Source organism: Vibrio sp. JZG10 (assembly GCF_054064075.1).
Genome location: NZ_JBSUGE010000022.1, coordinates 20,281 through 47,230 on the forward strand (window position 1 = coordinate 20,281; position 26,950 = coordinate 47,230).

25 protein-coding genes are annotated in these 26,950 nt (G+C 43.9%); 19 read left to right on the forward strand and 6 right to left on the reverse strand.

Annotated elements, in window-relative coordinates:
• Nucleotides 1-137 precede the first annotated feature (137 nt).
• Nucleotides 138-629: a hypothetical protein gene (locus ACWYVB_RS20005; RefSeq protein WP_074191524.1), complete on the forward strand. Its 492-nt coding sequence runs from the start codon at nt 138-140 to the stop codon at nt 627-629.
• An 87-nt stretch (nt 630-716) separates the two neighbouring features.
• Here the strand turns inward: ACWYVB_RS20005 and yfaE are convergent, their stop codons facing one another.
• The 5 genes from yfaE to ubiG form a co-directional block, all read right to left on the reverse strand.
• The gene (gene yfaE, locus ACWYVB_RS20010) at nt 717-965 is read right to left on the reverse strand and encodes a class I ribonucleotide reductase maintenance protein YfaE (RefSeq protein ID WP_074191523.1); all 249 of its coding nucleotides are present in this window, start codon (nt 963-965) and stop codon (nt 717-719) included.
• Nucleotides 965-2,098, reverse strand: a complete 1,134-nt coding sequence (gene nrdB / locus ACWYVB_RS20015; RefSeq protein WP_140167530.1) for a class Ia ribonucleoside-diphosphate reductase subunit beta — start codon at nt 2,096-2,098, stop codon at nt 965-967. Before nrdB ends, yfaE begins: the two co-directional genes overlap by 1 nt.
• 146 nt (nt 2,099-2,244) lie before the next feature.
• Nucleotides 2,245-2,394 carry a ferritin family protein gene (locus ACWYVB_RS20020; RefSeq protein ID WP_074191521.1) on the reverse strand — a complete coding sequence of 50 codons (150 nt, stop codon included), beginning with the start codon at nt 2,392-2,394 and terminating at the stop codon, nt 2,245-2,247.
• Between the two features lie 81 nt (nt 2,395-2,475).
• Nucleotides 2,476-4,758 (reverse strand): class 1a ribonucleoside-diphosphate reductase subunit alpha, encoded by a 2,283-nt coding sequence (gene nrdA / locus ACWYVB_RS20025; protein WP_005394788.1) that lies wholly within the window; start codon nt 4,756-4,758, stop codon nt 2,476-2,478.
• Between the two features lie 501 nt (nt 4,759-5,259).
• Entirely contained in the window at nt 5,260-5,967 is a 708-nt protein-coding gene (ubiG, locus tag ACWYVB_RS20030) for a bifunctional 2-polyprenyl-6-hydroxyphenol methylase/3-demethylubiquinol 3-O-methyltransferase UbiG (protein ID WP_457529905.1), read from the reverse strand.
• A 480-nt stretch (nt 5,968-6,447) separates the two neighbouring features.
• Here ubiG and gyrA point away from each other — a divergent pair, with 480 nt between their 5' ends.
• From gyrA to ACWYVB_RS20045, 3 genes are all read left to right on the forward strand, one after another.
• Nucleotides 6,448-9,168, forward strand: a complete 2,721-nt coding sequence (gene gyrA / locus ACWYVB_RS20035; RefSeq protein WP_085343492.1) for a DNA topoisomerase (ATP-hydrolyzing) subunit A — start codon at nt 6,448-6,450, stop codon at nt 9,166-9,168.
• A 123-nt stretch (nt 9,169-9,291) separates the two neighbouring features.
• Nucleotides 9,292-9,915: a TPR domain-containing protein gene (locus ACWYVB_RS20040; protein WP_085343491.1), complete on the forward strand. Its 624-nt coding sequence runs from the start codon at nt 9,292-9,294 to the stop codon at nt 9,913-9,915.
• A gap of 42 nt (nt 9,916-9,957) precedes the next feature.
• On the forward strand, nt 9,958-10,512 hold the full coding sequence (locus ACWYVB_RS20045) for a hypothetical protein (RefSeq protein ID WP_258651771.1): 555 nt from the start codon (nt 9,958-9,960) through the stop codon (nt 10,510-10,512).
• An 87-nt stretch (nt 10,513-10,599) separates the two neighbouring features.
• Here ACWYVB_RS20045 and nrfA read toward each other — a convergent pair whose 3' ends face one another.
• Nucleotides 10,600-12,009, reverse strand: a complete 1,410-nt coding sequence (gene nrfA, locus ACWYVB_RS20050; protein ID WP_457529938.1) for an ammonia-forming nitrite reductase cytochrome c552 subunit — start codon at nt 12,007-12,009, stop codon at nt 10,600-10,602.
• 467 nt (nt 12,010-12,476) lie between these two features.
• On the opposite strand from nrfA, the gene nrfB reads away from it, so the two are divergent.
• The 15 genes from nrfB (at nt 12,477) to ACWYVB_RS20125 (ending at nt 26,933) form a co-directional block, all read left to right on the forward strand.
• Nucleotides 12,477-13,079, forward strand: coding sequence for a cytochrome c nitrite reductase pentaheme subunit (nrfB, locus tag ACWYVB_RS20055; RefSeq protein WP_256949198.1), 603 nt, complete (start codon nt 12,477-12,479; stop codon nt 13,077-13,079).
• A gap of 1 nt (nt 13,080) precedes the next feature.
• Nucleotides 13,081-13,767, forward strand: coding sequence for a cytochrome c nitrite reductase Fe-S protein (gene nrfC / locus ACWYVB_RS20060; RefSeq protein ID WP_257896802.1), 687 nt, complete (start codon nt 13,081-13,083; stop codon nt 13,765-13,767).
• Complete coding sequence (gene nrfD, locus ACWYVB_RS20065; RefSeq protein ID WP_301640048.1) at nt 13,764-14,735, forward strand: cytochrome c nitrite reductase subunit NrfD; 972 nt, start codon at nt 13,764-13,766, stop codon at nt 14,733-14,735. The genes nrfC and nrfD overlap by 4 nt, the downstream gene beginning before the upstream one ends.
• 9 nt (nt 14,736-14,744) lie before the next feature.
• Nucleotides 14,745-16,649 carry a heme lyase CcmF/NrfE family subunit gene (locus ACWYVB_RS20070; protein WP_085343485.1) on the forward strand — a complete coding sequence of 635 codons (1,905 nt, stop codon included), beginning with the start codon at nt 14,745-14,747 and terminating at the stop codon, nt 16,647-16,649.
• Nucleotides 16,627-17,160 carry a DsbE family thiol:disulfide interchange protein gene (locus ACWYVB_RS20075; RefSeq protein WP_457529910.1) on the forward strand — a complete coding sequence of 178 codons (534 nt, stop codon included), beginning with the start codon at nt 16,627-16,629 and terminating at the stop codon, nt 17,158-17,160. The genes ACWYVB_RS20070 and ACWYVB_RS20075 overlap by 23 nt, the downstream gene beginning before the upstream one ends.
• Nucleotides 17,147-17,557 (forward strand): heme lyase NrfEFG subunit NrfF, encoded by a 411-nt coding sequence (nrfF, locus tag ACWYVB_RS20080; RefSeq protein ID WP_005394762.1) that lies wholly within the window; start codon nt 17,147-17,149, stop codon nt 17,555-17,557. Before ACWYVB_RS20075 ends, nrfF begins: the two co-directional genes overlap by 14 nt.
• 146 nt (nt 17,558-17,703) lie before the next feature.
• Nucleotides 17,704-17,880, forward strand: a complete 177-nt coding sequence (locus ACWYVB_RS20085; protein ID WP_005394761.1) for a hypothetical protein — start codon at nt 17,704-17,706, stop codon at nt 17,878-17,880.
• 216 nt (nt 17,881-18,096) lie between these two features.
• Entirely contained in the window at nt 18,097-18,753 is a 657-nt protein-coding gene (locus ACWYVB_RS20090) for a GTP cyclohydrolase II (RefSeq protein ID WP_005394759.1), read from the forward strand.
• Between the two features lie 176 nt (nt 18,754-18,929).
• Nucleotides 18,930-20,192, forward strand: coding sequence for an imelysin family protein (locus ACWYVB_RS20095; protein WP_047009973.1), 1,263 nt, complete (start codon nt 18,930-18,932; stop codon nt 20,190-20,192).
• 97 nt (nt 20,193-20,289) lie between these two features.
• Nucleotides 20,290-21,672, forward strand: a complete 1,383-nt coding sequence (locus tag ACWYVB_RS20100) for a di-heme oxidoreductase family protein (RefSeq protein WP_167426426.1) — start codon at nt 20,290-20,292, stop codon at nt 21,670-21,672.
• Nucleotides 21,673-21,682: 10 nt separating this feature from the next.
• On the forward strand, nt 21,683-22,720 hold the full coding sequence (locus ACWYVB_RS20105) for an imelysin family protein (protein ID WP_457529913.1): 1,038 nt from the start codon (nt 21,683-21,685) through the stop codon (nt 22,718-22,720).
• A complete protein-coding gene (locus ACWYVB_RS20110; protein ID WP_395219246.1) occupies nt 22,701-23,783 on the forward strand; it encodes a DUF1513 domain-containing protein in 1,083 nt (360 codons plus the stop codon). Before ACWYVB_RS20105 ends, ACWYVB_RS20110 begins: the two co-directional genes overlap by 20 nt.
• Nucleotides 23,784-23,903: 120 nt before the next feature.
• Complete coding sequence (locus tag ACWYVB_RS20115; protein ID WP_456300799.1) at nt 23,904-25,466, forward strand: L,D-transpeptidase family protein; 1,563 nt, start codon at nt 23,904-23,906, stop codon at nt 25,464-25,466.
• A 166-nt stretch (nt 25,467-25,632) separates the two neighbouring features.
• Nucleotides 25,633-26,181: a DUF882 domain-containing protein gene (locus ACWYVB_RS20120; RefSeq protein ID WP_074191505.1), complete on the forward strand. Its 549-nt coding sequence runs from the start codon at nt 25,633-25,635 to the stop codon at nt 26,179-26,181.
• Between the two features lie 95 nt (nt 26,182-26,276).
• Nucleotides 26,277-26,933 carry an MBL fold metallo-hydrolase gene (locus tag ACWYVB_RS20125; protein ID WP_048625699.1) on the forward strand — a complete coding sequence of 219 codons (657 nt, stop codon included), beginning with the start codon at nt 26,277-26,279 and terminating at the stop codon, nt 26,931-26,933.
• The last annotated feature ends 17 nt before the right edge of the window (nt 26,934-26,950 follow it).

Below are 26,950 nucleotides of genomic sequence, written 5' to 3' on the forward strand. Positions count from 1 at the left end.
TGTTATTAGATGTCACTTGTTGACGAAATAACCTATTAAATAAAACTTCAAGAAGTATTCATTACAGGTCGTGTATAAGATAGCCTTAAGTGCTATGCTTTCAGTATCCTTATTTCTCTAAATCGATGGCAATTACAATGAAAGAGTTACTAGATAAACTGTCTTCTTATAATTTGTTCAATTATCTTTTTCCAGGGATTGTTTATGTGGCAATTTTGGAAAAAGTTTCAAGCTACAGTCTCATCCAAAAAGATATTGTTATTGGTGTCTTTCTTTACTATTTCATCGGACTTATCATTAGCCGTATCGGGTCAATCATTGTTGAGCCTATTCTAAAAAAGTGTCACATCCTTAACTTTGCAGACTATGGCAAGTATGTTACTGCATCAAAGGCAGATCCCTTGATCCCTATACTTTCAGAAGCCAATAATATGTACAGAACGTTATGCTCAATGTTTTTTTGCCTAGCCTTAACAATGTTATACGAGCATGTCGTTCCTGAGTTGTCATGGTTAAAAACATGGTGGAAAGAGGTTTTAGTATTTTTGATACTAGTTTTATTTGTTTTCTCCTATAAAAAGCAGACTGATTACATAACTAAACGAGTAAATAATCACAAAGATGACTAATATCATTGCTGATTAAGTAGTGAGAACTAACCATAGGAATTGGTGATGATTTCGCTATGTGAAAATCATCACCTCCTAGAGTTCTATCTAACTGGTGACTAAAACAACATCAGATTCAGCAATTGAGATACAAGGAAGGATTTCTCCTTCTTCAAAATAGGCAATTGGTTCGTTGATATACTTCACGCGACCTGATATTAATTTACATCGACACGCGCCACAAAAACCGTTCCTACATTGAGATTCAGCATCTAAATTATGCAAATCTAAAACATCTAGAATTACTTCATCATGATTTGATACGACCTTCTTTTCATTGAAGGTTATATGTTTCATTACAGTTCAAAACCTTTGAAGTCATCAGCGTCGATGGCGCTATCAATTTGACCGACTAAGTAAGAGCTTATTTCTGATTCTTGTGGTGCCACTTGAACGTTATCCGATGAAAGCCATGAATTGATCCAAGGAATTGGATTACTTGTGGCATCAGGGAATGCGGGTTTTAAACCAACGGCTTGCATACGAATATTCGTAATGTATTCGACATACTGACACAAGATTTCTTTGTTTAGACCAATCATTGATCCATCTTTGAACAAGTATTCTGCCCACTCTTTCTCTTGTTTGGCTGCATCAACAAACATTTGTTGCGATTCTTCTTTACATTCTTCTGCAATTTGAATGTACTCAAGTCCATCTTGTCCATTACGAAGAATATTGATCATGTGCTGTGTGCTAGACAAGTGCAGAGCTTCATCGCGAGCAATAAGCTTAATGATTTTTGCATTACCTTCCATCAGTTCTCGCTCTGCAAACGCAAATGAGCAGGCAAAACTAACATAGAATCGGATCGCTTCAAGGATGTTTACTGACATCAAACATAGGTAAAGTTTTTTCTTTAAGCCATGAAGTGAAACTACGATTTTTTCACCGTTAACTTCGTGTGAACCTAATCCTAGGAGTTGGTATTGCTGTACTGACTCGATCAGATCGTCATAGTATTTGGAGACACTAACAGCACGTTTCTTAATTTCTTCATTCTCAACAATATCATCGAATACAATTGAAGGGTCGTTGATAATGTTGCGGATTATGTGCGTGTAGGATCTTGAGTGAATCGTTTCGTAGAAAGACCAAGTTTCTATCCAAGTTTCAAGCTCAGGAATACTAACGATAGGAAGAAGTGCGACGTTTGGGCTTCTCCCTTGAATAGAATCCAACAAGGTTTGATATTTCAAGTTGGATATGAAAATGTGTTTCTCATGATCTGGTAAGTTTTGGTAATCGATCCTATCTTGACTGACATCAATTTCTTCTGGTCTCCAGAAAAAGCTAAGTGCCTTCTCAGTAATCGAAGATATTGCTTTATATTTCTCTTGGTCGTATCGAGCGACATTTACATTTTGACCGAAGAACATAGGTTCCTTTAGTTGGTCATTTTTAGTTGTATTGAAAGTTGAGTATTTCAAAATTTACTCCTTTAGTATGTTTCACATAAATCGATTTTTGTTTGTATTTTGGGATTTATGTGAGTGTCACATAAATTTTTGGGGTCTTTAATCTCTGTTTTTAAAGTGATTTAGTTACTCACATTGCATTTGTGTGAGTTTTTATGTCACAAATTGAAAGAAAGTTGTTTCTCGATAAGCTTTTCGAAAATCTCAAACTTTTGTTGGTCGTAGCGTGCAACGTTTACTGATTGACCTAGGAACATTGGTTCCTTCAATTGGTCATTCTTTTTTTGGTTAAAAGTACTGTAAGCCATAATGCCTCAATTCCTTTTAAACCTCCCCATAAGGGGAGGTTATCGATAGTCTGTCTTTACGGAGTGTTAGGTGCGGGTAGATTAAATCTTACAACCGCCGCCAGCACAATCGTCATCTTGTGGTTGAACAGCGTCTTTCTGTTCATCTTTTGCGCCATCACGAGTGTTATGGTAGTAAAGCGTTTTCACACCAAACTTGTACGCTGTTAGCAGGTCTTGAAGTAGTTTCTTCATTGGTACCTTGCCAGTCTCGTAACGTGACGGGTCGTAGTTAGTATTAGCAGAGATAGCTTGGTCAACAAACTTCTGCATAATACCCACAAGATGTAGGTAACCGTCGTTCGAACCGATGTTCCAAAGCAGTTCATAGTTGTCTTTAAGTTCAGTGAACTCAGGTACAACTTGCTTCAGAATACCGTCTTTCGAAGCTTTTACTGAAACATAACCACGTGGTGGCTCAATACCGTTAGTGGCGTTTGAAATCTGAGAAGAAGTCTCAGAAGGCATTAGCGCAGTCAGTGTTGAGTTACGTAGGCCGTGCTCCATAATTTCTTTACGTAGGCTGTCCCAGTCGTAGTGCAGCGCTTCGTCACAAATTAGGTCGATATCTTTCTTGTACGTATCAATCGGCAGTAAGCCTTTCGCGTAGTTCGTTTCGTCGAATGAAGGGCACTTGCCTTGCTCTTTCGCCAGTTCTACCGATGCTTTTAGTAGGTAGTACTGCATTGCTTCGAACGTACGGTGAGTCAGGCCATTTGCGCTACCGTCAGAGTATTTCACGCCATGTTTCGCTAAGTAATAAGCGAAGTTGATCACACCAACACCTAGCGTACGACGGTTCATCGTCGATTTGTATGCCGCTGGTAGAGGGTAATCTTGATAATCAAGCAGTGCATCTAGCGCACGAACAACAAGATCAGATAGCTCTTCGAAATCATCTAGAGACTTGATAGCACCAAGGTTGAAGGCAGAAAGCGTACATAGTGCGATCTCGCCCGAGTCATCTTCAACGTTAGTTAATGGCTTCGTTGGCAGTGCGATTTCTAGACATAGGTTCGATTGACGAACTGGCGCTACTTCAGAATCAAATGGGCTGTGAGTATTACAGTGGTCCACGTTCTGAATGTAGATACGACCTGTTGATGCACGCTCTTGCATTAGCAGAGTGAACATTTCAATCGCTTTAACCGTTTCTTTCTTGATTGAAGGATCGTTCTCGTACTTCACGTATAGACGCTCAAACTCTTCTTGGTTTTCGAAGAATGCGTCGTATAGACCCGGTACGTCTGAAGGTGAGAATAGTGTGATGTTGCCACCCTCAACTAAACGTTGGTACATCAGTTTGTTTAACTGAACACCGTAGTCCATGTGACGAACACGGTTCTCTTCAACACCACGGTTGTTTTTAAGCACCATTAGAGAGCGAGCTTCGCCGTGCCACATTGGGTAGAATACAGTCGCTGCGCCACCACGAACACCACCTTGCGAACAACATTTTACTGCGGTTTGGAAGTATTTGTAGAACGGGATACAGCCAGTGTGGAACGCTTCACCACCGCGAATCTCTGAACCTAATGCACGGATACGACCAGCGTTGATACCAATACCAGCGCGCTGAGATACGTAACGAACAATTGAGCTTGCTGTTGCGTTGATAGAATCAAGACTGTCGCCACACTCGATCAGAACACATGAGCTGAACTGGCGAGTAGGGGTACGCACGCCAGACATAATTGGCGTAGGTAGAGAAATCTTAAATGTCGATGTCGCATCGTAGAAACGCTTGATGTAATCAAGACGCGTTGCTTTTGGATATTTCGCAAATAGGCACGCTGCTACAAGGATATATAAGAACTGAGCACTTTCGTAAATTTGGCCCGTTACACGGTTTTGTACGAAGTACTTGCCCTCTAGCTGCTTAACTGCCGCGTATGAGAAGTTTAGGTCGCGTTTATGGTCGATGTACGCATCAAGTTCGTCGAGTTCTGCTTTTGTGTAGTCTTCTAGAATATGTTGATCGTACTTACCCATATCGACGAGGCGAGACACGTGATCATAAAGCGTTGGTGGCTCGTATTGGCCATACGCTTTTTTACGCAGATGGAATACCGCTAGGCGAGCAGCTAGGTATTGGTAATCCGGAGTCTCTTCAGAGATCAGGTCTGCCGCAGACTTGATGATTGTCTCGTGAATATCTGTCGTTGTGATGCCGTCGTAAAACTGGATGTGAGCGCGAAGTTCTACTTGAGAAACCGAAACATTATCTAGACCTTCTGCAGCCCAAGTGATAACGCGGTGGATTTTATCCAGATCGATACTTTCTTTACGGCCATCACGCTTGGTGACGGTAAGTTGTTGGTTCATTCTGCTTTATTTCCCTAAGAAAACTGATAAAAGCCGTATTTTTGTTTGTTTATGTGCAATATGAGTAAAGCTTGCGGCGGCTTTGTGATCAAAGTCTATCTATATATTGTCGCTTAAACACAACATATAGGGGTTCATTTGTTTGCGGGTTACAAGATAGTGCTATTACACTGATTTATCAAGGTACAGATCGGGGATGACTTGTGGATAACTGACAAAATGAAAAAAATCAGTAAGTGAACACTAACCGATGAGAAAAGGGCAGACTTGAATGGTTAAAAGCACGGTTTTGAGATCGGTTTAGAAATAACCGCATGCAAAAATATTTTCCTTGATCTTTGGCCGTTTTTATCTACGAAAAATAGGTTGGTTAAAATGGAATCTAGAGCACGAATTTTAGGCATAAAAAGACAAAAAAAGCGGCAACTTTGTGCTACCGCTTTCGATTCATTTTCTACAAAAAATGTCAATCACAAAACACATTTTTTAACTTAATAGCGTTCAGTATTTTTTAGTATGAACGATGTAGTTTACATCTACATTACGACCGAGTTTGTAGCTGTCATTTAGAGGGGTGTAATGAAGCCCCGTAATGCCCATTTCCGTCAGGTCTGTTTGGTCTATCATCTTCATCATTTCGGCAGGCTTGATAAACTTCTCGTGCTCGTGAGTCCCCTCAGGAACAATCTTAAGAAGCTTCTCTGCACCGACAATAGCAAACAAGTATGACTTGATGTTTCGGTTCAAGGTTGAGAAAAACACGTGACCACCAGGTTTTACTAGCGCAGCACAAGATCGGATAACGGAGAGAGGATCTGGAACGTGTTCAAGCATCTCCATACAAGTCACGACATCGTAAGTCCCTGCGTTTTCTATAGCGTGGTCTTCTATTGTGCTCTGAATGTAGGTCAGTTGAGTACCTGTTTCTAATGCATGTAGTCGTGCGACTTCTAAAGGTTCTTTGCCCATATCAAGTCCAGTCACAATAGCGCCTTCTTTCGCCATGCTTTCAGCAAGAATGCCACCACCACAGCCGACATCAAGTGCGCGCTTGCCAAACAAGCCATTTGCTTTTTCAAGTACATAGTTCAAACGAAGTGGGTTAATTTGATGAAGTGGCTTAAACTCGCCTTCTAAATCCCACCATCGAGAAGCCATGTCCTCGAATTTCTTAATTTCACTTGGGTCGACATTTTGTGCTTTAGTCATAATTGGTTTTATTGCATTCAATCTGAGTCCTTTAGAGGGCGTCAGTATACTCCAACGTTTTATAACCAAACAACCTCGACGTGCTTAGTGAAGGGACAATGACAGAGTTCACTGGTGCGGCAACAACAGGCTCCTGTAACTTTGAAAGGGCTTGCATGTTTTTGGTTCATCCTTGAACTAGTGCCAGTGACAATACTCTAAAACCGGCATTTTTGACGTTGTGTGGATATATTGGGATTAACGATTTCAACTAAGTTCCATACGTACAGAGTCCGATTTTGCTCAATATTGACCGAAATATAACCACTAATCAGAAAGATATGGGATGAGTGTGCAAATTCTCGACATTTGATTCATAACCAAGCTCACAACCTGATAAAAGGAGAGGGAAAGTGATGCCGAAGTGATGAATTGTGTGTTATATTTTTGCACCTTACACGTATCGTAATTACGATCAGATAATAGAGGGATAATGGCTCTATGAGCGATTTAGCTAAAGAGATCACGCCCGTAAACATTGAAGATGAGCTTAGAGGTTCATATCTAGACTATGCGATGTCAGTCATCGTGGGTCGTGCTCTTCCAGATGTGCGTGATGGCCTAAAACCAGTACACCGCCGCGTTTTATTCGCGATGAACGTACTAGGCAACGATTGGAACAAACCATATAAAAAATCAGCCCGTGTTGTCGGCGACGTAATCGGTAAATATCACCCACACGGTGATAGTGCTGTGTACGACACAATCGTACGTATGGCTCAACCGTTCTCGCTTCGTTACATGCTGGTCGATGGTCAAGGTAACTTTGGCTCTATCGATGGCGACTCTGCTGCGGCAATGCGTTACACCGAAGTTCGAATGGCAAAAATTGCCCACGAACTATTGGCTGACCTAGACAAAGAGACCGTAGACTACGTACCAAACTACGACGGTACTGAGCAGATCCCAGCGGTTCTTCCAACTAAAATTCCAAACCTATTGGTTAACGGTGCTTCTGGTATCGCAGTAGGTATGGCAACCAACATCCCGCCTCATAACCTTGGCGAAGTGATCGATGGCTGTCTTGCATACATCAATAATGAAGAAATCACTATTGATGAACTAATGGATTACATTCCTGGTCCTGATTTCCCAACGGCGGCGCTGATCAGCGGTCGTAAAGGCATTGTAGACGCGTACAAAACAGGTCGCGGCAAAATCTACATGCGTTCGAAAGCGGACATCGAAGTGGAGAAGAATGGTAAAGAAACCATCATCGTCACTGAGATCCCATACCAGGTAAACAAAGCTCGCTTGATCGAAAAGATCGCTGAGCTAGTTAAAGATAAGAAAGTTGAAGGCATCAGTGCACTGCGCGACGAGTCAGATAAAGACGGTATGCGTATTGTTATTGAATGTAAGCGCGACGCTGTGGGCGAAGTGGTTCTAAACAACCTATACGCTCAGACTCAGTTGCAAACCACTTTCGGTATCAACATGGTGGCCCTAAACAATGGCCAACCACAGCTATTCAACCTGAAAGATATGTTGAAGTGCTTCGTTGATCACCGTCGTGAAGTTGTGACTCGTCGTACTATTTTCGAACTACGTAAAGCGCGTGAACGTGCCCACATCCTTGAAGGTTTAGCGCTAGCGCTTGCCAACATTGATGAAATCATTGAGCTTATCCGTAAGGCGCCAACACCGGCTGAAGCAAAAGCGGGTCTTATCGCTCGTGGTTGGGATTTAGGCAACGTTTCAGCAATGCTAGAGCGTGCTGGTACAGATGCAGCACGCCCTGAATGGCTAGAACCTCAATACGGCATTCGCGATGGTCAGTACTTCCTGACTGAGCAACAAGCACAAGCTATCCTAGATCTTCGTCTACACAAACTAACAGGTCTAGAACACGAGAAGATTCTTGGCGAATACAAAACACTTCTAGAAGAAATCGCTGAGCTCATGCATATCCTTGCAAGCACTGAGCGTTTGATGGAAGTGATCCGCGAAGAACTTGAAGCGGTTCGTGACGGCTTTGGTGATGCTCGTCGTACAGAAATCACAGCTGCGAGCCATGATATCGACATGGAAGAGCTGATCGCACGTGAAGACGTTGTGGTTACTCTATCGCACGGTGGTTACGTTAAGTACCAAGTACTGAGCGACTACGAGTCACAGCGCCGTGGTGGTAAAGGTAAGAGTGCGACCAAGATGAAAGATGAAGACCATATCGAGCGTCTTCTAGTGGCGAATACCCACGATAACATCTTGTGTTTCTCTACTCGCGGTAAAACATACCGTCTGAAAGTTTACCAATTGCCTCTAGCGAGCCGCACTGCTCGTGGTAAGCCAATTGTGAACATCCTTCCACTAGAAGAAGGTGAGCGTATTACCGCGATTCTGCGTGTTGATGAATTCTCTGAAGACAAATTCATCTTCATGGCAACAGGTGACGGTACGGTTAAGAAAACGCCGTTGAACCAGTTTGCAAATGTTCGTTCAAATGGTCTGATTGCGGTAAACCTACGTGAAGACGATTCGTTAATCGGTGTGGATATCACTAACGGCGAAAACGAAATCATGCTGTTCTCTAAAGCGGGTAAAGTGGTTCGCTTTAAAGAAGCAGAAGAAATTCCAGTACTTGACGAAAATGGTAAGCCAGTTCTTGATGAGAATGGTCAGCCAGAGATCAAGTTTAAAGGTGTTCGTCCTATGGGTCGTACCGCCTCTGGTGTGCGTGGTATGAAACTGGCTGAAAATGACCAAGTTGTATCACTTATCGTTCCTTCACACGAAGGCGACATCCTAACAGTTACAGAAAACGGTTACGGTAAACGTACAGCGCTGAGTGAGTACCCGACAAAAGGTCGAGGCACTCAAGGTGTCGTTTCTATCAAAGTTTCTGAGCGAAACGGCCCGGTAGTTGGTGCTATCCAGGTTGTTGAGGGTGATGAAATGATGATGATCACCGACGCTGGTACACTAGTACGTACTCGTGTGGGTGAAGTTAGCCAGGTTGGTCGTAACACGCAAGGTGTAACGCTTATCCGTACTGCGGAAGACGAATCTGTTGTTGGTTTACAACGTATTGAAGAAGTTGATGAAGAAGAGCTGCCTGCTGGTGAAGAAGCAGAAGCGTTAGAGTCAACAGACGAAAATACGCAGCAAGATACTCCAGAAGCGCCAGCCGCTGATGATGCAGAGGAAGGTAACGAAGAGTAATCTTTCGTCACTATTCTAATGTAAAAAGCCGAGCCTCAGTTGCTCGGCTTTTTTGTACCTCTATCAACGCAATACAAGCATTAAACCAGTACACTAATACTCAGTTTGTCTAGGGAGCGCGTTATGTCTGTTTGGTTTTTCATTGCCATCACTTTGATGGGATTATTCGTCGTCGTATTATCGCTAAGCGCTTCAAGAGTAAGAGCGGCACAATGGTTCGGTTTTTGTGCTTTGGTACTAGTGTTAACCAGCGCTAGCTTCTTATTGTTGCGTCAATCTCCTCCACAACCTATTCAAGCTGAAGTCTCTCGAATGATGACTGCTCGCGATATCATGCAGGAAATTCAAGACCAATTGCGTGAAGACCCAAACAATGCCGAATTGTGGTTTCAGCTAGGGCAGGGCTACCTGCTAGAGGGAGAACTGGATGGCGCGCTGATTTGTTTTGATTACGCAATCCAACTGACTGAGCCAGTCGGTGCCACGCAACTTGCTGCGAAAGCGACGACCTTATACTACATTCACCAGCAATCAATGACGCAAGAAGTCAGTTTGCTTTTGGAGCAAGCTTTGCAGATAGAACCGCACAATGAAGCGGCTTTGTCTTTGATTGCCAACGACCACTTTGTTTCATTCCGCTTTCAGGAAGCCATTGATACTTGGGTGCTATTACTCGACTCTAACGATCCAAGCTTGGATCGAGTACAAATTATTAACTCGATCAATAAAGCTAAAGAGCTGTTGTAGGCGTAGACTCTAATTAGTAGTAGAAGAAAGGTGGGGGGATGAATGAAGAATAAAGCGTTCGGAATATTGGTGGTGCTGTACGGCTCCGTGTTAGTGGGTTGTAGCTCTTCCAATCATTCTGGCTCTTCCTCTACGGTTTATTATTCTTCAGGTTACTACGAACCGTGGTGGTACGATCATGACGATTACTGGATTTATTACTATCCGGGTTGTTGCGACAACGGAGATGAATATAAAGAGAAACTGGAAGAGTGGTGGAATGGCTTGGATGAAGAGCAACAGCAATCCATCAAAGACAAAGTCGAAGATTGGAAAGACGACGATATGTCCGCCAATATCGATAACATGAAGCGACAGCTTGACGATCATTGGCAATCGCTGCCTGACGAGCAAAAGCAGGAGATTCAAACCAAGTGGGAGAACCGCCCCGAGCGCATCGAGCCTACGGCTTTACAAGATAAAGCGGTGAAAGAAAAGGTTCAACAAAGAAAAGCATTGCCGGAAACGAAGATCCAGCGCCCAGTTACACGCCCAAATGTGCAGATGCCTAAAACCCGTCCACATATTCAGCCTAGGCCGAGACTTCCTCGTCGCTAATCTGTTTTCCTCTGCCTTCTATCAAACAAAAAGGGCGCAACGTGCGCCCTTCGTTTTATCCATTTAACCTAGTGTAATCGATACTGATCAGTACGTTGCTTCGCGCTCAGCAGCTGCTTTATCCCATTCTGGTGCCACCGTTTCTAAGAAGTGCTTCTTATCTGCGTTCATCTTCTCCATATCCATACCTAGTGCTTGTTGCGCTTTTGCTTTGGTCGAGATATCTGGAATTTGAACAGGGTCAGTAATGCCTTTTGTTGCTAATAAACGAACCAACTTAGTACGAGCGTCAGCAGCGCGGTCAACTGCAGTGCCTAGTACCTCAAGTGCTACCTCAGGAGCATGCATGTGAACACCGTGAGAAGCAATCGCGTAGTCCCAACGCCATTGTGCATGGCGAATATCTTGTAGGATAGGTTGCATCTCTGCTTCTGTTGCTCCTGCTTCCCATGCGGCACCAGCTTCAAAGTGCGCTGCCACAATTTGCTTCTCGGCGGTTAGCTTCATGTTTAGTACTTGCGCTTTGCGAGTCGAAACGATGCCTTGTAGCTGCTCTTTGGTTTGAGTATGGCATTGCGCACAGGTGTCTTCAAAACGATCAAACGGGTTACCCACTTTGTGGTCGGTGTATACCGTACCGTCTTCTTTGGTTACTTTAGGCATGTGACAGTCCACACACACCACTTTGTTTTTGCCATGAATACCCGCTCTCCAAGTTTCGAAACCTGGGTGTTGGGCCTTAAGCATTGGTGCTTTAGAAACGGCGTGCGTCCAATCTTTAAAGTTCAACGCGTCGTAGTATTTCTCCATATCAGCGACGTTGGTCCCCATGTCCCATGGGAATTTGACTGCTTTAGTCTGACCTGTGAAGTAGTACTCGACATGACATTGAGCGCAGACCGATGCTTGCTTATCTAGGCGAGACTGTTCATCAAAGTTTTTACCAATAGTATCAAAAGCACGCTCGACGTATGGGCGAGTCAGTGCCAGCGCAGGTTCGCCTTTCTTGAAGGCTTCAGAGCCCGTGTTGTGGCAATCGGAGCAACCGATAGGGTTGACGATTTCTGAGCCTAAGCGTGCCCATTTACCTTCGAAATAACCGTCTTCACCGCGCTCTTCAATTACGCGGGCGACATCTGGGCTTTTACAACTCCAACAAGCCATCGGCATTGGCCCGGAGTTTTCGTCTGCTGGTGCGCCAGTTCTGAGGGTTTGCCTCACATCATCAAGCGCGTAAAAGTGACCGCGCGCTTTGTTGTAGTCTTTAGCAAAACCATAACCAGCCCACAAGATCACCATGTTTGGGTCTTCACTTAAGGCATCTTCAATATGCTCGCTTTCCGATGTGGCTTTCCAAGAGTGATATTGGTCAGGATGGTTTTGTTCAAAGGTATCATTGCGAGGCTCTATGAGACCAGTATCCTCAGCCGCCAAAGGAGCACCAACCAAAAATAATTGGCTGGCGAATAAGGTCGCAACCGCGATAGGTGCGCTCATCCAGTGTTTTATGCTCACGGTGTTATCTCCATATTCGTTTTTATTAGCAGCGTTGTGAGGAGCTATTCCAAATAAGAATCGGAGATCTATCGTTAATATTAATAGTGAATTGAATAGATGAAATAGTGACCGAAATTGGCCTTGTTTTAGATCAATTTATGCTAGTGATCTTAATCATGTTTAAGTTTATATACCCCTAAAGTGGTATGTTGTAATCCCCTTTAATCACAGCGTGTTATGGGTATAACCATTCTAAAAATAAGGTGATTAAGGTCGCTTTTTGAACATGTGATTCTACCTCTTAGGAATTATAGAGGTATTATAAATACAGGTTTAGCGTTGTGGCTTTCCAAAATAAGAATTGATGTCATTTGAAGGTGTAAAAATATCTTCAGAGGAAATTAATTGTTGCTCAAATAATAGTTGATAACAGTTATCAATTATTATCGAGCTAAGGAAAGAAAAATATGGGCAATATAAAATTGACCATAGAGACAATGCTGAAATTTCTCTTCATCTTTGCCATCTATGGTTTTTTCACCGCCGCCCATGCGACTTCTTCAGAGCCAGTTGAAGGTGCTCGAGCTGAGCGTCATCAAGTCGAGTTGATCCGTGACCGAGACTATAAATGTCTTCAATGTCATAAGGATGCTAAAGATACTCTGAATCTATCGCATGACCCGCAAGCTCTACTCAGCCAAGGGAAGCAACTTAATTGCACCAATTGCCATAGCAACATTGGTCCCGACCATCGTGAAGGGGCACCTGATGTGATTAAGTTTTCTGCCGCGCAATCGAAAGAGGTACACGACAAAGTGTTCCTTGATCCAAGCATGATTCTTAAAGCCAACAGCCAATGTGTGGATTGCCATGCACCGACACAACTGAGAGAAAGCCACTGGACGCACGATGTGCACGCCAAAAACCTCACTTGTTCAAATTGCCACGATGTACACGCAGCGAAAACCAAAGCGTTGTCGTACGACAGAAAACAACTGATCAAGCAGTGTGTGGATTGTCACTCTGAATTTGCCGTCGAACCTGAACTTGCCAAAGAAGAGGAGAGATAGCATGAAATGTTCGAGAAGAAACTTTTTAGCCGGTAGCGGCGCGTTGATTTTAACTACAGGCGTTGCAGGCACTTCCGTTGTTAGCTCTTCTCTTTATGCCAGCAACAGTAAACAAGCAAAGCGCATGGGTATGGTTCATGATGAAAATGCTTGTATTGGCTGTACCGCTTGTACCGATGCTTGTCGAGAAGTGAACAAGGTCCCTGAGGGCGTGACACGTCTTAAAATTCATCGCAGTGAACCGATTGGCAAATTCCCAGATGTGGAATACCAGTTTACTCGCGAATCCTGTCAGCATTGCGATAACCCACCATGTGTCTATGTGTGCCCAACAGGCGCAGCATACAAAGATGAAACGACGGGCATTGTGGATGTACACAAAGAGAAATGTGTCGGATGTGGTTATTGCTTAGCGGCTTGCCCTTACCAAGTGCGTTTCTTTAATCCAGTCGATCACTCTGCGGATAAATGTAACTTCTGCCGTGATACCAATCTAGCACAAGGTAAGCAGCCAGCTTGCGTGGAATCTTGCCCAACAAAAGCTCTCATTTTTGGTGATTTGAATGACCCAACTAGTGAGGTGAGCAAAGCCATTGAAAGCCATGTTGTCTATCGCGATAAATCGCATTTAGGTACGCAGCCTAAACTGTACAAAATTCCGCATAGCAAAGGGGAGGTGTCATCATGAACGGCTTCGAAAGTGCATTCCACTTTGACTCGTTAGTCTGGGATTGGATTATTGCGATTTACTTATTCCTCGCTGGGATGTCAGCAGGTGCGGTGATGATTTCTATCTATTTAAAACGCAAAGTGATTGAAGGTGATCCCGCAAACAATGGCATTATAAAAGCAATGGCTTGGCTAGCGCCATTTGGCATTATTTCTGGCTTAGTGATTTTGATTTTCCACTTAACTAAACCGCTTGAGTTTTGGAAGATCATGATTTACTACAACCCGACTTCCGTGATGTCGATGGGCGTGATCTTGTTCCAAGTGTACATGCTAGTGCTGTTTGTTTGGATCGGCGTTATCTTCCGCCATCAAATCATCAGCTTTTGTGAAGGGAAGTTACCAAGCAAACTGCTGGATTTTGCTGATGGCATTTTGATTAAGGCGGGGAAAGCCAACAACGCAATTGAATTATTCTTGGGCTTCTTAGCCATCGTGCTTGCGGCATACACCGGCTTTTTATTGTCTGCATTGAAGACTTACCCAATGCTAAACAATCCAGTACTGCCAATCTTATTCCTATTCTCTAGTTTGTCATCTGGCGCAGCAGCATGTTTGATGTTCGGCATCTTGGTGTTTGAAGAGTCGACCAGCAGCCCAAGTGTGTCTTGGGTACACGGATTTGAACGCCCAGTAGTATTGTTTGAGCTGTTTGTCTTAGTGACATTCTTTACTGGGCTTATCTTTAGTGGCGGGCAAAATGAAGCCGCGGCTTGGAATGCCATTTCGAGTGGGTTCTGGGCTCAGTGGTTCTGGGTTGGGGTGGTGCTCATCGGCATGATAACGCCTTTGACTCTTAATTGGTTGACGCCTTCTGAAGTTCGTCATAGGGGAAGTTACGTTTTTGCGGTCACAACGTTGAGTTTGGTTGGCGTACTCATGCTGCGTACTTTCATTCTCTATGCCGGTCAAATGACCATCGTGTAAGGAGGCAAAATGGAGGCTGAGCTCGGTTTCTTTTTGTTGATATTGGTGGCTGTCGCATCGACATGTGCGACGCTGCTGCATTGGGTTTGCTTTACGCTGCGGAAGAAGGGAGTGTTGCCACACCAAACCGCAACGTCTCATATTATCAGCTTAGCCTCCTTAGTTTGTTTGGCGCTTTTGATAGTCTGTTTTATTCAGGATAATTTTGCGCTTGAGTATGTGGTTACACACTCGAACAGCCAGTTACCTATCGCGTTTAAGATTGCAGCTGCTTGGGGCGGCCATCAAGGGTCTATGTTGTTTTGGGTGGTTACGTTGAGCTTATGGGCGTCTTTTATTGCTATCAAGTCGCCAGTTTGCACTCAATATACAGGCGATTGCTTGGGTATCATGAACTTACTTATTGCTATTTTCGCTTGGTTTACCCTCACCACGTCCAATCCTTTTGAGTATGCTCAGACACTAGCGTTGGAGGGACGAGATCTCAATCCGATGTTGCAAGATATCGGGCTTATTATTCATCCACCGCTGTTGTATTTGGGTTACGTTGGTTATGCCGCGATACTGGCGTTCGCCTTAGCTGCGTTATTAGCGAAACGACCTATAAATGAATGGTATGGTGTTGCCCGTAGTGCCGCTTTCTTTGCTTGGGGTACGCTAACAATTGGAATTTTGATCGGTTCTTGGTGGGCATACAATGAGTTAGGTTGGGGCGGGTGGTGGTTTTGGGACCCGGTAGAAAACGCGTCTTTGCTGCCTTGGTTAATGGGTACCGCACTACTGCATAGCGGTGTGTTGTCGAAGCGTAATAAAGGAGCAATTTGGAGCACCTACGCATTGGCTTTTGCGACGTTCAGTTTGAGTATTCTCGGCACATTTGTGGTGAGATCGGGTGTATTAACCTCAGTACACGCGTTTGCGGTTGATCCAACCAAAGGTGTAGTACTTCTTGCTGTTCTCAGCATTTTGGTGATTGTCACCTTTGGTGTGCTCATTATGCGAGGGCTACATATTCCTCGTTTTACGCTCGATTCGTTAATAAGTCGTGCCTACATGGTATACATCGCTATTGGACTTCTCGTTGTTTGTATGGCGATTGTTTTCCTCGGTACCTTTTACCCAATGCTTTATCAACTGCTTGGCTTGGGTAATATATCCGTTGGGGCACCTTACTTTAACAGCCTCGTTTTTCCCCTTACATTACTTGCTCTGACCTTTCTCGCCTTTATGCCCGTGTTGAAGTGGACGAAAGGAGCCAGTCCTCATGCCGTTAAAACCATTGGGTTTGTCGGTATTCATGTTATTGCGGTTAGCGCTATTTTCGTTTTTGCTACTAAAGAGCTTCATATAACGACTTTGATTACTCTGGTATTAGCGACGTGGGTAGTGGTTTCTCATGTGCTATTGCTGTTTTGTGCAGAAAACAAGAGCAAATTAATGCCTATGTTTCTTGCTCATGTTGGCTTTGCGTTGGCTGCAAGCGGGGCAGTATTTAATAGTGACTATTCGTATGAATACAACTTACGGGCAGGGCCTGGTAGCTCGTATCAAAAAGCGGGTATCACCGTTGATTACCACGGGATTGAATGGTTAGTTGGGCCGAACTACACCGCAGAACAGGGGAGTGTTGATCTTTATTTGGAGAGCGGTAAGGCGCTGAACTTTCAACCCGAGAAACGGCATTACCCTGTCCGCGTGATGAATATGACCGAGCCCGCTATTCGATCACTATGGCATGGAGACTACTACATCACTTTGGGTGACAAGCTCGACAACAGCGCCTACGCAATTAAAGTGCAATATCGGGCGGGTATCTGGTGGATATGGTTTGGTGGCGCTTTAATCGTAATAAGTGCTTTGGGGAGTATGACGAATCGAAGGGGAAAAGGTAATGAGATCGAAAAATACGCTTAAACTGATCGTTCTCATATTGTTAGTTGCGATTTTTGTTGTCACCGCGACAATGGCATTGTTCGATAGACCAAACGTGGAGATACAACAAAATCGTGTGTTATCTATCCCGGATTTTACCGCTTACTCACTTATTTCAGGCAATCGAATTACCGATGCAGTACTAGAAAATCAAGGTTATGTGCTATTGAATGTTTGGGCGTCTTGGTGTGGGGTTTGTAAACAAGAACATGATGATTTGCTCAACTTAGCTCGACAAGGTGTGCCCATCGTTGGTCTTAACTATCGAGATAAAGAGAGCGCGGCTAAACGCTATTTGAGCTCTTCACACAATCCATATACCGAAGTTATATCCGATCCTAATGGGCAACTGGCGGTTGAACTTGGTGTAATAGGAACACCTGAAACTTACTTAATTGATCAAAATGGCAATGTTTTGATCAAATATAGAGGTAAGTTAACAATAGACAAATGGAACTCGTTATTTTCGGGGTATTTTAATGTCTCACTTTAAATATGCTTACTTCATTATTGTTTTGTTTTCTTTGTGTTCTTCTTGGGTCAAAGCAGAGCAAATTACGCAGCATGTTGATCTGTTTGAATTTCATTCCGTTGAACTGCAACAAAGAGCAAATGCATTAGCCAAGGCTTTGCGATGCCCACAATGTCAAAACCAAAACCTTGTTGAATCTAATGCACAAGCCGCTAAAGATTTAAGATTGAAAGTGTACTCGATGGTAAACGAAGGAAGTACGGATCAAGAGGTAAAAGATTATTTGGTTCAGAGATATGGGAATATCGTTTTGTATCAGCCGCCATTTAATTATTCGACAGCAGCGTTGTGGATCTTTCCTCTATTACTTTTGATCTTTTTTATCCTATTTTCGATCAAAATGATAAAGCGTCAATAATGTGACCACTATTCCACTATGGGAAATAAATCGTGCAGATAACAAACAGAATGTTATCATTTTTCCGAATTTATGAAGATTCCAGTATAAAGAAAATCAACGATTTGAGCTGGAGAAGTAATAAAAGAACTAAGTAGGTGCACGCAGTGGATTCAGTTATATTACAGTTAAAAAAAGACTTTTATTCGCAGATTCGTGCATTGCAAACCTCGAAACTGCCTCAAGTTACATCGTCTCTTGCCGTATTAACCGAAGAAGAAATTCAAGAACTCGAAGCGGTATGGATAGAGCTTACGGTTTGGAAACGTAGCCAAACACATTAAATCATCACCCCTACATACAACTCATTATCAACCCCAGACAAATTTTGTCTGGGGTTTTTTATTGTAGTTTTTCAAAATTGTTATACTATAACAATTCGTCAGCGCGGGGAGTTGTTCTCTTTGGCTGTCTTTAGGGGATAACTGCTCTCAATTGTGATCTCTATATTGAAAAATGCGGTATCAATCCCCATATTTGAAGAGCAATGAGTGAATCCCATGAATGCAATAACGAAAACGCATCAAGCGCATCAAGCAATAAATCGAGTGAGTATAGATATGGCGGAAGTACGTGCCAGAGTAGATTTTAAAGTCGGGGCTAAAAGTAATATCGATGCTGAAATCCTGTCTTTTCGTGGCCTGAAGACAGATAAAGAGCATGTGGCAGTTATCTTTAGGCAAGCGGATCAAACGCAAGAAACGCCTTTGGTGCGTATGCATTCAGAATGTCTTACTGGTGATGTTTTTCACTCATCCCGTTGTGATTGCGGTGAGCAATTAGAAGAAACCATTCAACGCATGGGCGAATCTGGCGGTATTATTTTATACCTACGTCAGGAAGGTCGTGGTATTGGTCTATACAACAAAATTGATGCGTACCGTTTGCAAAGCCAAGGTATGAACACCTATGAAGCAAACAACCATTTGGGTTTTGACGATGACCTGCGTGATTTCACTGAAGCAGCGCAAATGCTCGAAGCATTAGGCGTAAGTAAAATTCGCCTTGTGACCAACAACCCTAAGAAAATCCGTGAATTAGCAGAATACGGCATCGAGATTGTTGAGGTTGTCAATACCTCTGCACATATTAAAGATGGTAATGAAAGCTACCTAAAAGCAAAAGTTTCTCATGGTAAGCACAATCTAAAATTCTGATTTTATTTATTAAATTATCAGTTTCGCATGTTAAAAGCCTCACAATGATGAGGCTTTTTTTGTATCTAGAGTTGAAAATAAATTGTAAATTTGTATTATCTCGTGACTAATAGTGCAAATAAGAATAATTAGCACTACGAATAAAACAAATAAATTGCTCAACAAGGATGCTTCAGATGAATGCAAAAACAGTTTTAGTCCAATCTATTGCTGCATCACTCCTCATTGCCAGTGGTTCTACCGTTGCTGCCCAAGTAACGAAACAACAAGTCGTTGAACATTATGCAGACGTTGCACATGCAGTCTTTGCTGACTCAGTGACAACGGCGAAAACGCTCGACGTAAAAATCGACGAATTTCTAAAATCGCCATCAGCGGATAAGCTTGAAGAAGTAAAACAAGCGTGGCTAGATTCTCGTGTTCCGTACCAACAATCTGAAGTATTCCGTTTTGGTAACGCGATTGTTGATGACTGGGAAGGGCAGTTAAATGCATGGCCACTTGATGAAGGCCTAATTGACTACGTAGCGACAGATTACCAATATGAACTCGGTAACGAAGGCGCTGCTGCAAACATCATCGCAAACACCAGTCTACAGATTGGTGCTTCTAAACTAGACGTTTCAAAAATTACTCCAGAATTGCTAGCGGATCTCAACGAAGTAGGTGGTTCTGAGGCAAACGTTGCGTCAGGTTACCACGCGATTGAATTCTTACTTTGGGGTCAAGACCTAAACGGCACAAACGCAGGCGCAGGTCAGCGCGCTTACACAGACTTCGTTGTCGGTTCTGAGTGTACGAATGGTCACTGTGACCGTCGTGGTGAGTACCTAAAAGCGGCAGCCGATCTACTGGTTCAAGACCTTGAATGGATGGAAAAACAGTGGTCTGCGGAAGTGAAAGGCAACTACCGTGAAACGCTTCTTAATGATTCTGCGGATAATGGCCTACGTAAAATGTTGTTCGGTATGGGTTCATTGTCTTTAGGTGAGCTTGCTGGTGAGCGTATGAAGGTGGCGTTGGAAGCAAACTCGACAGAAGATGAGCACGATTGTTTCTCAGACAATACGCACAACTCTCATTATTACAACGAGCAGGGCATCTATAACGTTTACACAGGTCTTTACAAGCGTGAAGACGGCACATTGCTTTCTGGTCCGAGTATTGCTGACCTAGTGGCTCAAAAAGACAAACAAGCAGCTAAAGAGATCCAGAAGCAGTTTGATGTTACGCGTAATCAAGTTGGTAAATTGGTTACGTCTGCGGAGAAGAACAACCAACACTTCGACCAGTTAATTGCAGCGGGTAATGCACAAGGCAACACGTTAGTGAATGACACCATCATGTCATTGGTTGCTCAAACCGGTTCAATTGAACGTGCTGCGGGTATCATTGGCATTGATAGCCTAAGCCCTGATACTGCAGACCACGAGTTTTAATCAAAGTACAAAAAATAATTGAAAGGGCTCGTTTGAGCCCTTTACCGTTTTAACTCGCTGTTATCCCACCCCTCTTGTTGTGTTTTAGAGCAATGATATGAAGCCTTACTTAATTTCGGCCTTGGCCGTGATCTTTTCTTCTACTGCTATCGCGTATGATGTGAAATCTGGTGGACAAACGAGCGTGAAAAAAGAAGGCGCCAACGCGTATTCTCTTCCTGCCGCGAACCTTCCTATGAGTAAACGTCTTGATTTTAGCGTGGGCAATAGTTTTTTCCGCAACCCTTGGGTACAAGCGCCAGCGTCTACCGATGCCAGAGATGGTTTGGGACCTCTTTTCAATACAAATGGTTGTCAAAACTGCCACATCAAAGATGGTCGTGGTCACCCTCCAGAGCAAAATGATTTGCATGCGGTGTCCATGTTAGTGCGTTTGAGCATCCCTGCGATGACGTCAGAACAAAAAACAGCGTACATCAGAGACGGTGTTATACCTGAGCCGACTTATGGCGGCCAGCTCCAAGACTTTGCCCTGCAAGATCAAACGCCAGAAGGAAAAATCGAAATCACGTACACCGATGTGCCAGTGAAGTTTAAAGACGGCGCGACGGTGACACTAAGAAAACCTCATTTGAATATTACCGATCTAGGTTACGGCGATATGCACCCTGATACGGAATTTTCAGCGCGTGTTGCACCGCCAATGATCGGCCTTGGTTTGTTAGAGAGTATTCCTGACGAAACGCTACTTGCATGGGCTGATGCACAAGATGCAAATAAAGACGGTATCTCAGGTAAAGTAAACAAGGTTTGGGATATTGAGAAGGACGACTTCTCGATTGGTCGTTTTGGCTGGAAAGCCGGACAACCGACGTTAATGCAGCAAAATGCAGCAGCATTCAATGGTGATGTGGGTCTGACGAGCCATTTATTCCCCAATGAAAACTGTACCTCGAAACAAAGTATTTGTGACGACATGCCAAATGGCGGCAAACCAGAAGTGAGTGAAAATATTCTCGACTTCGTTGAGTTTTACAGCCAGCACTTAGCCGTACCTATTCGCCGAAATATGAACGATCCTAGCGTGAAACTCGGTCAGAAAATCTTTGCGGCTTCTGGCTGTGAAAGCTGCCATAAGACCAGTGTCAAAACGGCGAAGCGACCAGAGTTACCAGCGCTTTCTGAGCAGCTTATCCATCCATATACAGACATGCTTCTGCATGACATGGGTGAAGGTTTAGCCGATAACCGTCCTGAGTACTTAGCAAACGGCCGTGAATGGCGAACGGCACCCCTATGGGGCATTGGTTATACCGAAGAAGTAAACGGGCATAGTTACTTCTTACATGATGGCCGCGCCCGTAATCTGATGGAAGCGGTATTGTGGCACGGCGGTGAAGCGGAAACGGCCAAACAAAACGTGCTAGCACTGAACAAAAAAGAACGTGATGCATTGATTGCGTTTCTGAATTCTCTATAAGGAAGCAACCATGAAAAAAACACTGTTAGTGAGTGCGATTGCCGCAACGTTAAGTTTGGTTGGTTGCCAATCGACAGTCGGTTCAAGCTCTGCCAAGCCTGAGAGTACAAGTCATATTTCTCAAGCGGTCTACGAAGTTGAGTTTCAATCTGCGCAGACGTTTTTAGCGCAAACCACAGAACTTGAACAAAGCTTCGCGGATTACTGCTCATCAGAGACGGAAGATGATGCGCAAGTAAAACAGCAATGGCACCAAACTATGCTGACGTGGATGGCATTACAAGGTCAAGAGCGTGGCCCTGCTACGGCGTTGGAGCAAAGTTGGAATGTCCAGTTTTGGCCAGATAAAAAGAACACCACTGGCCGAAAAATGTCTGTGCTGACGAAATCTGACCAAGTTTGGAGTGCGGAAAAGATCTCCACGCAAAGTGTTACTGTACAAGGCCTAGGTGCACTAGAATGGCTGCTTTACGATAAAGCGTCGACCTTATCTAGCAACAGCAATACCTGTGCGACAGGTGTTGCAATTGCTGAAAACCTAGAGAACAAAGCGCAGATCATCGCAGATTCTTGGGCACAAAATCCTTGGAAGTCGTTAGAGATGACGGAATGGAAATCCGAATACATTTCGCTGCTCTCTAATCAGCTTGACTACAGTATGAAAAAGCTGAGCAGACCGTTAGCTAAAATTGGTCAGCCTCGTCCTTACTTTTCTGAATCTTGGCGTTCAGAGACGTCGCTTTCAAACTTAAAAGCAAACCTTGAAGCAATGGAAGCGCTGTATCTTGCCAACGGTAATGGTCTAGATACTCTACTAAGAGAGCAAGGCCATGCAGGTCTCGCAGACCGTGTTGTTCACCAGTTTGAAATGGCGTTGGAAACATGGCCGGAAGATAAGAGTTTGTTCACGGCTTTACAAAGTAAAGAAGGCTACCGCATGGTACTCGCTCAATACAATAAGCTAGAGCAATTGAAGTACTTGATCCATGAAGAGGTGGCGATCGAGCTTGGCGTGGTTATAGGATTTAATGCAACCGATGGTGACTGATCAAACCCGCCGAACCTTACTGAAAGCCGCACTCTTTGGTGCGGCCGCACCTATGATGCCATTTGGTTGTGCTTCAACACGTTCACGTCAACCAGCGTTGATTGGCTGCTCAATCATCGGCCGAGATAAATACGCAGCGGTAGTGGCCGATGAGCATGGTATGCCGCTATCTTCGTTGCCGATTCCTGAGCGTGGTCATGGTGTGGCGACCAACCCACAAGGTCACGCAGTGGTCTTTGGTCGTCGACCAGGAACTTTCTTCATGGTGTTTGATTATCGCTCTGAGCAGATGATCAAGCTGCAGCTAGCAAAACCGGATCGCCATTTCTATGGTCATGGTGTTTACTCCCGTGACGGCACGTTGCTATTTGCTACAGAAGGGGAAAGGGGCACAAGCCGTGGGATCATCGGTGTTTATGATGTGCAGAAGAAATATCAAAAAATCGATGAGTTAACGGGTTTTGGCCTTGGCCCTCATGAAGTGATCATGATGCCTGATGGCGCATTAGCGATTGGTGTCGGTGGCGTACACACCAACGGCCGTGAACCGCTCAATCTTGATAGCATGAGACCAAGCCTGAGTTACCTTTCACAAGAAGGTGAGCTGTTGGATCAAGTCTCTTTACCAGATCATAAGTTGAGCATCCGTCATTTAGCGCATGATGGTGCAGAGACGGTACTGTGTGGTCAGCAATATCGTGGAGAGCCGGATGAATACCCAGCTTTACTTGCGATGCACACTCGTGGTGGTGAGATGCAATCTTTGCATGCGGAACCCGAAGAGTGGGCGAGATTTAATCACTATGTCGCGAGTATCGCGGCGACGGATGAATGGATCCTTGCGACTTCTCCTCCAGGCAGTTGTTATGGGATATGGTCTAAATCTACAGGAAAATTGGTAGAACTAAGTGCGTTACCAGACGCCTCTGGTGTTGTGGTCTATGGCGATGAGTTCCGAGTCAGCTCTGGTGCTGGCAAAGTGGTTGAGCAAAGGCCAACGACACATAAAAGCGCTTCTTTTAGTGGTGTTCAATGGGATAACCATTGGTCAAAGATTGTTTGAACCCAAATAGATAAAGAAACTTGATGTTAATTTCAACATCAGATTCTTAATTTTAAACCTGCAAGCTGTGAGATATTTGCCATACTTTTCATTATGGCAAGTAGCGCAAGGATCGTTTCAGTGTTTGCTAGGGTTTTAATCATGACGGCACTTATGGTGCCGTTTTTCAGCTTTTCTACCGTCGTTTCTCTCGAAGCTTCTGCACAAACAGAGCAAGAGGGAGCGGTACAAAAGCTGTCTGTCGAAAAAATGATCCATTATCCAGAGGTGATTGACCAGCTTTATCAAAGTACTAATTACCGTTTGAACTGGGAAAATGAAAGCGATATTGAGCAGTTTCTTTTTCAAGTAAACCTGGTTGCTCTTGCTGGCGTCACGGACGAATTCGAGAATCAACTCCATCGTATAAACCAAGTTCGATGGCAGGGAGATAACCTCGACTTTGATTTGGTAATGACAGATTCACTCTTGATGTATCTCAGCTATCTCGAGCAGCTCCCTGAAGAAGGTATCAACTGGTTATTTGCTAACAAAGCCCACGTGATTTTACCTGCTCCTAGCATCGATACTTTGTCCGTACTGAGTAACGAAATTACGGTTGGCAAACTTGGTCAATTCTTAGCAAGCCTTCGCTCTCCTTTACAAACGGACGAAGCTTTTTATTCCGCTTACTCCTCTTTATCCGAGCACGCTCAGTATCAATATCCAATCTATGAACAAACGGGCCTTGCCCGTGTCGGTGACCAATTAGAAAATAAACCGCTTCTGATTGAGCGTATGGAAGTGGTTGGTGTGGATGTATCGTATTTAGATATCACGACCCAACAGTATGATGAAGAATTAGAGTTAGCGGTGAAAGAGTTTCAGCGTATTCATGGCTTGAAAGAGGATGGGGTGATTGGCCCGAATACCATTCGATGGATCAACTTTTCTCCTCAAGAACGATTGCATCTATTGGCGCTGAACTCAGAACGTTCAAGGATTTGGTCTAAAGACAGAGATAATGTTGTCTTTGTAAATGTACCTGGATATGAAGTAACGTATTGGCACGATGGTCAACCGTTGTTCGAGTCTAAAGTTGTGGTTGGCAGAGCCTCAAGAAAAACACCAATCATGTCGGGGACTCTTGACTCCGTCATTCTCAACCCCACATGGAATGTGCCATGGACCATAATGGTGAAAGATATCATTCCTAAAGTAAAACGTAATCCGATGTATTTGATTAACCACAACATTCAAATCATCCGGTCTTGGACGTCAAACGAAATTATTGATCCTACAACCATCAATTGGGCGACGGTGAATCCGAGAACATTTCCTTATCGTATGCGACAGGCATCGGGCTTACACAATGCATTGGGATTGTATAAGTTTAATATGCCAAACCCCCAAGCTATCTATTTGCATGATACGCCAAGTAAAAACTTGTTCGAACGAGATAGACGCGCATTCAGTTCCGGGTGTGTCCGCGTTGAACATGCCGACCAACTGGCGGAGCTCTTATTCAAAACTCAGGGATTAGAAGAACGCCTAGCGAAAAAACGGGAAAGTACGCGTCGCTCTAACACGTCGGTTCCTTTAGGAGAACGCATCCAAGTGCACATTATTTATCAAACCGCATGGCTAGAAGAGGGAACACTTTACTACCGAGATGATATCTATAAATACGATCACCGTAGTTGAAATCTTTAAATAAAATTTACAAAACTGAGAATCTTCTGTTTGTTCAATAATTAAGCGTTAATCGACACGTCTTAAAATTAGGGTGGAGCGATTTATGCATTTGACGTGACAAATGTGTTTGGGTAATGTCCGCGACTTGTTTAGTTGTTGAGCATTGTTTTTTGAAATGGTAAGTCGTAATTTTTCCCGCCGAGATTTCCTTAAAATGACCGCTGGTGGCGTGGTTTTGGCATCTGCCTTGCCATCGATTTCATGGGCTTCATTCCCTGACGAGCCACGTGAGTTGGCGATGAACAACCTTAATACTGGAGAGCTCCTCGAAACATGCTATTTCGATGGTAAACGCTATCTTGATGATGAACTAGAAAAGCTGAATGAGTTTTGTCGTGATCACCGTCGAAACGAAGTTCATCCTATGGATCGACGCTTGTTCGATCAAATCAGCCAGATTCAAAAGCTGATCGGTACAGATGCAGAAGTCATTGTAATTTCTGGTTACCGTTCGCCTTTGACCAATGCGTCCCTGCGTAAAGGGGCTAGCGGAGTGGCAAAGAAAAGTCTTCACATGGAAGGTAAGGCCATAGACTTCCGTCTTGATGGAGTGAAATTGTCTACTGTACGCGATGCAGCAATTAGCTTGAAAGCTGGTGGTGTTGGGTATTATCCAAGTAGTAACTTTGTCCATATCGACACAGGTGCTGTGCGTTCTTGGTAAGTCAATAGCAAGCCTCAGCAGGTCTTGAAGTCGCATGGGGTTAGTGTCATAGTTGCGCCAGTTTTAACGCAAATTTGTTTGGTAATAGGTTTTCTATGGCTCTGAAATACCAAGTTGTCCCAGTGACATCTTTTTCTCAAAACTGTTCTATCGTGTGGTGTGATGAAACGATGAAAGGCATCGTTATTGACCCAGGCGGTGACGAAAAGCAACTTGCTATGCTCATTAAAGAGCTTGGCATCGAGATCGTCAACTTGGTGCTAACCCATGGTCACCTAGATCATGTTGGCGGAACAGAGCCGCTGGCTGCAATGCTTGGTGGTACTGAGATCATTGGTCCTCATAAAGCGGATAATTTTTGGCTACAAGGTCTAGAAGGGCAAAGCCAAATGTTTGGTTTCCCATTGACTGAAGCTTTTGAACCGCATCAATGGTTAAATGAGGGTGACACTGTCACATTTGGTAATCAAGTATTAAAGGTATTCCACACACCAGGTCATACCCCTGGTCACGTTGTTCTTTATAGTGAAGAAGCGCGATTGGCGTTTGTGGGCGACGTATTGTTTAACGGTAGCATTGGCCGAACTGACTTCCCACAAGGTGATTTCAATACCTTGATTAGCTCTATCAAAGAGAAATTGTGGCCTTTAGGCAATGATGTCACGTTTGTCCCAGGTCACGGCCCTCAATCGACTTTCGGTCACGAACGTAAAACTAACCCGTTCGTTGCTGACGAGATGCCGCTTTACTAAAAGCGCGTGTAGTAAGC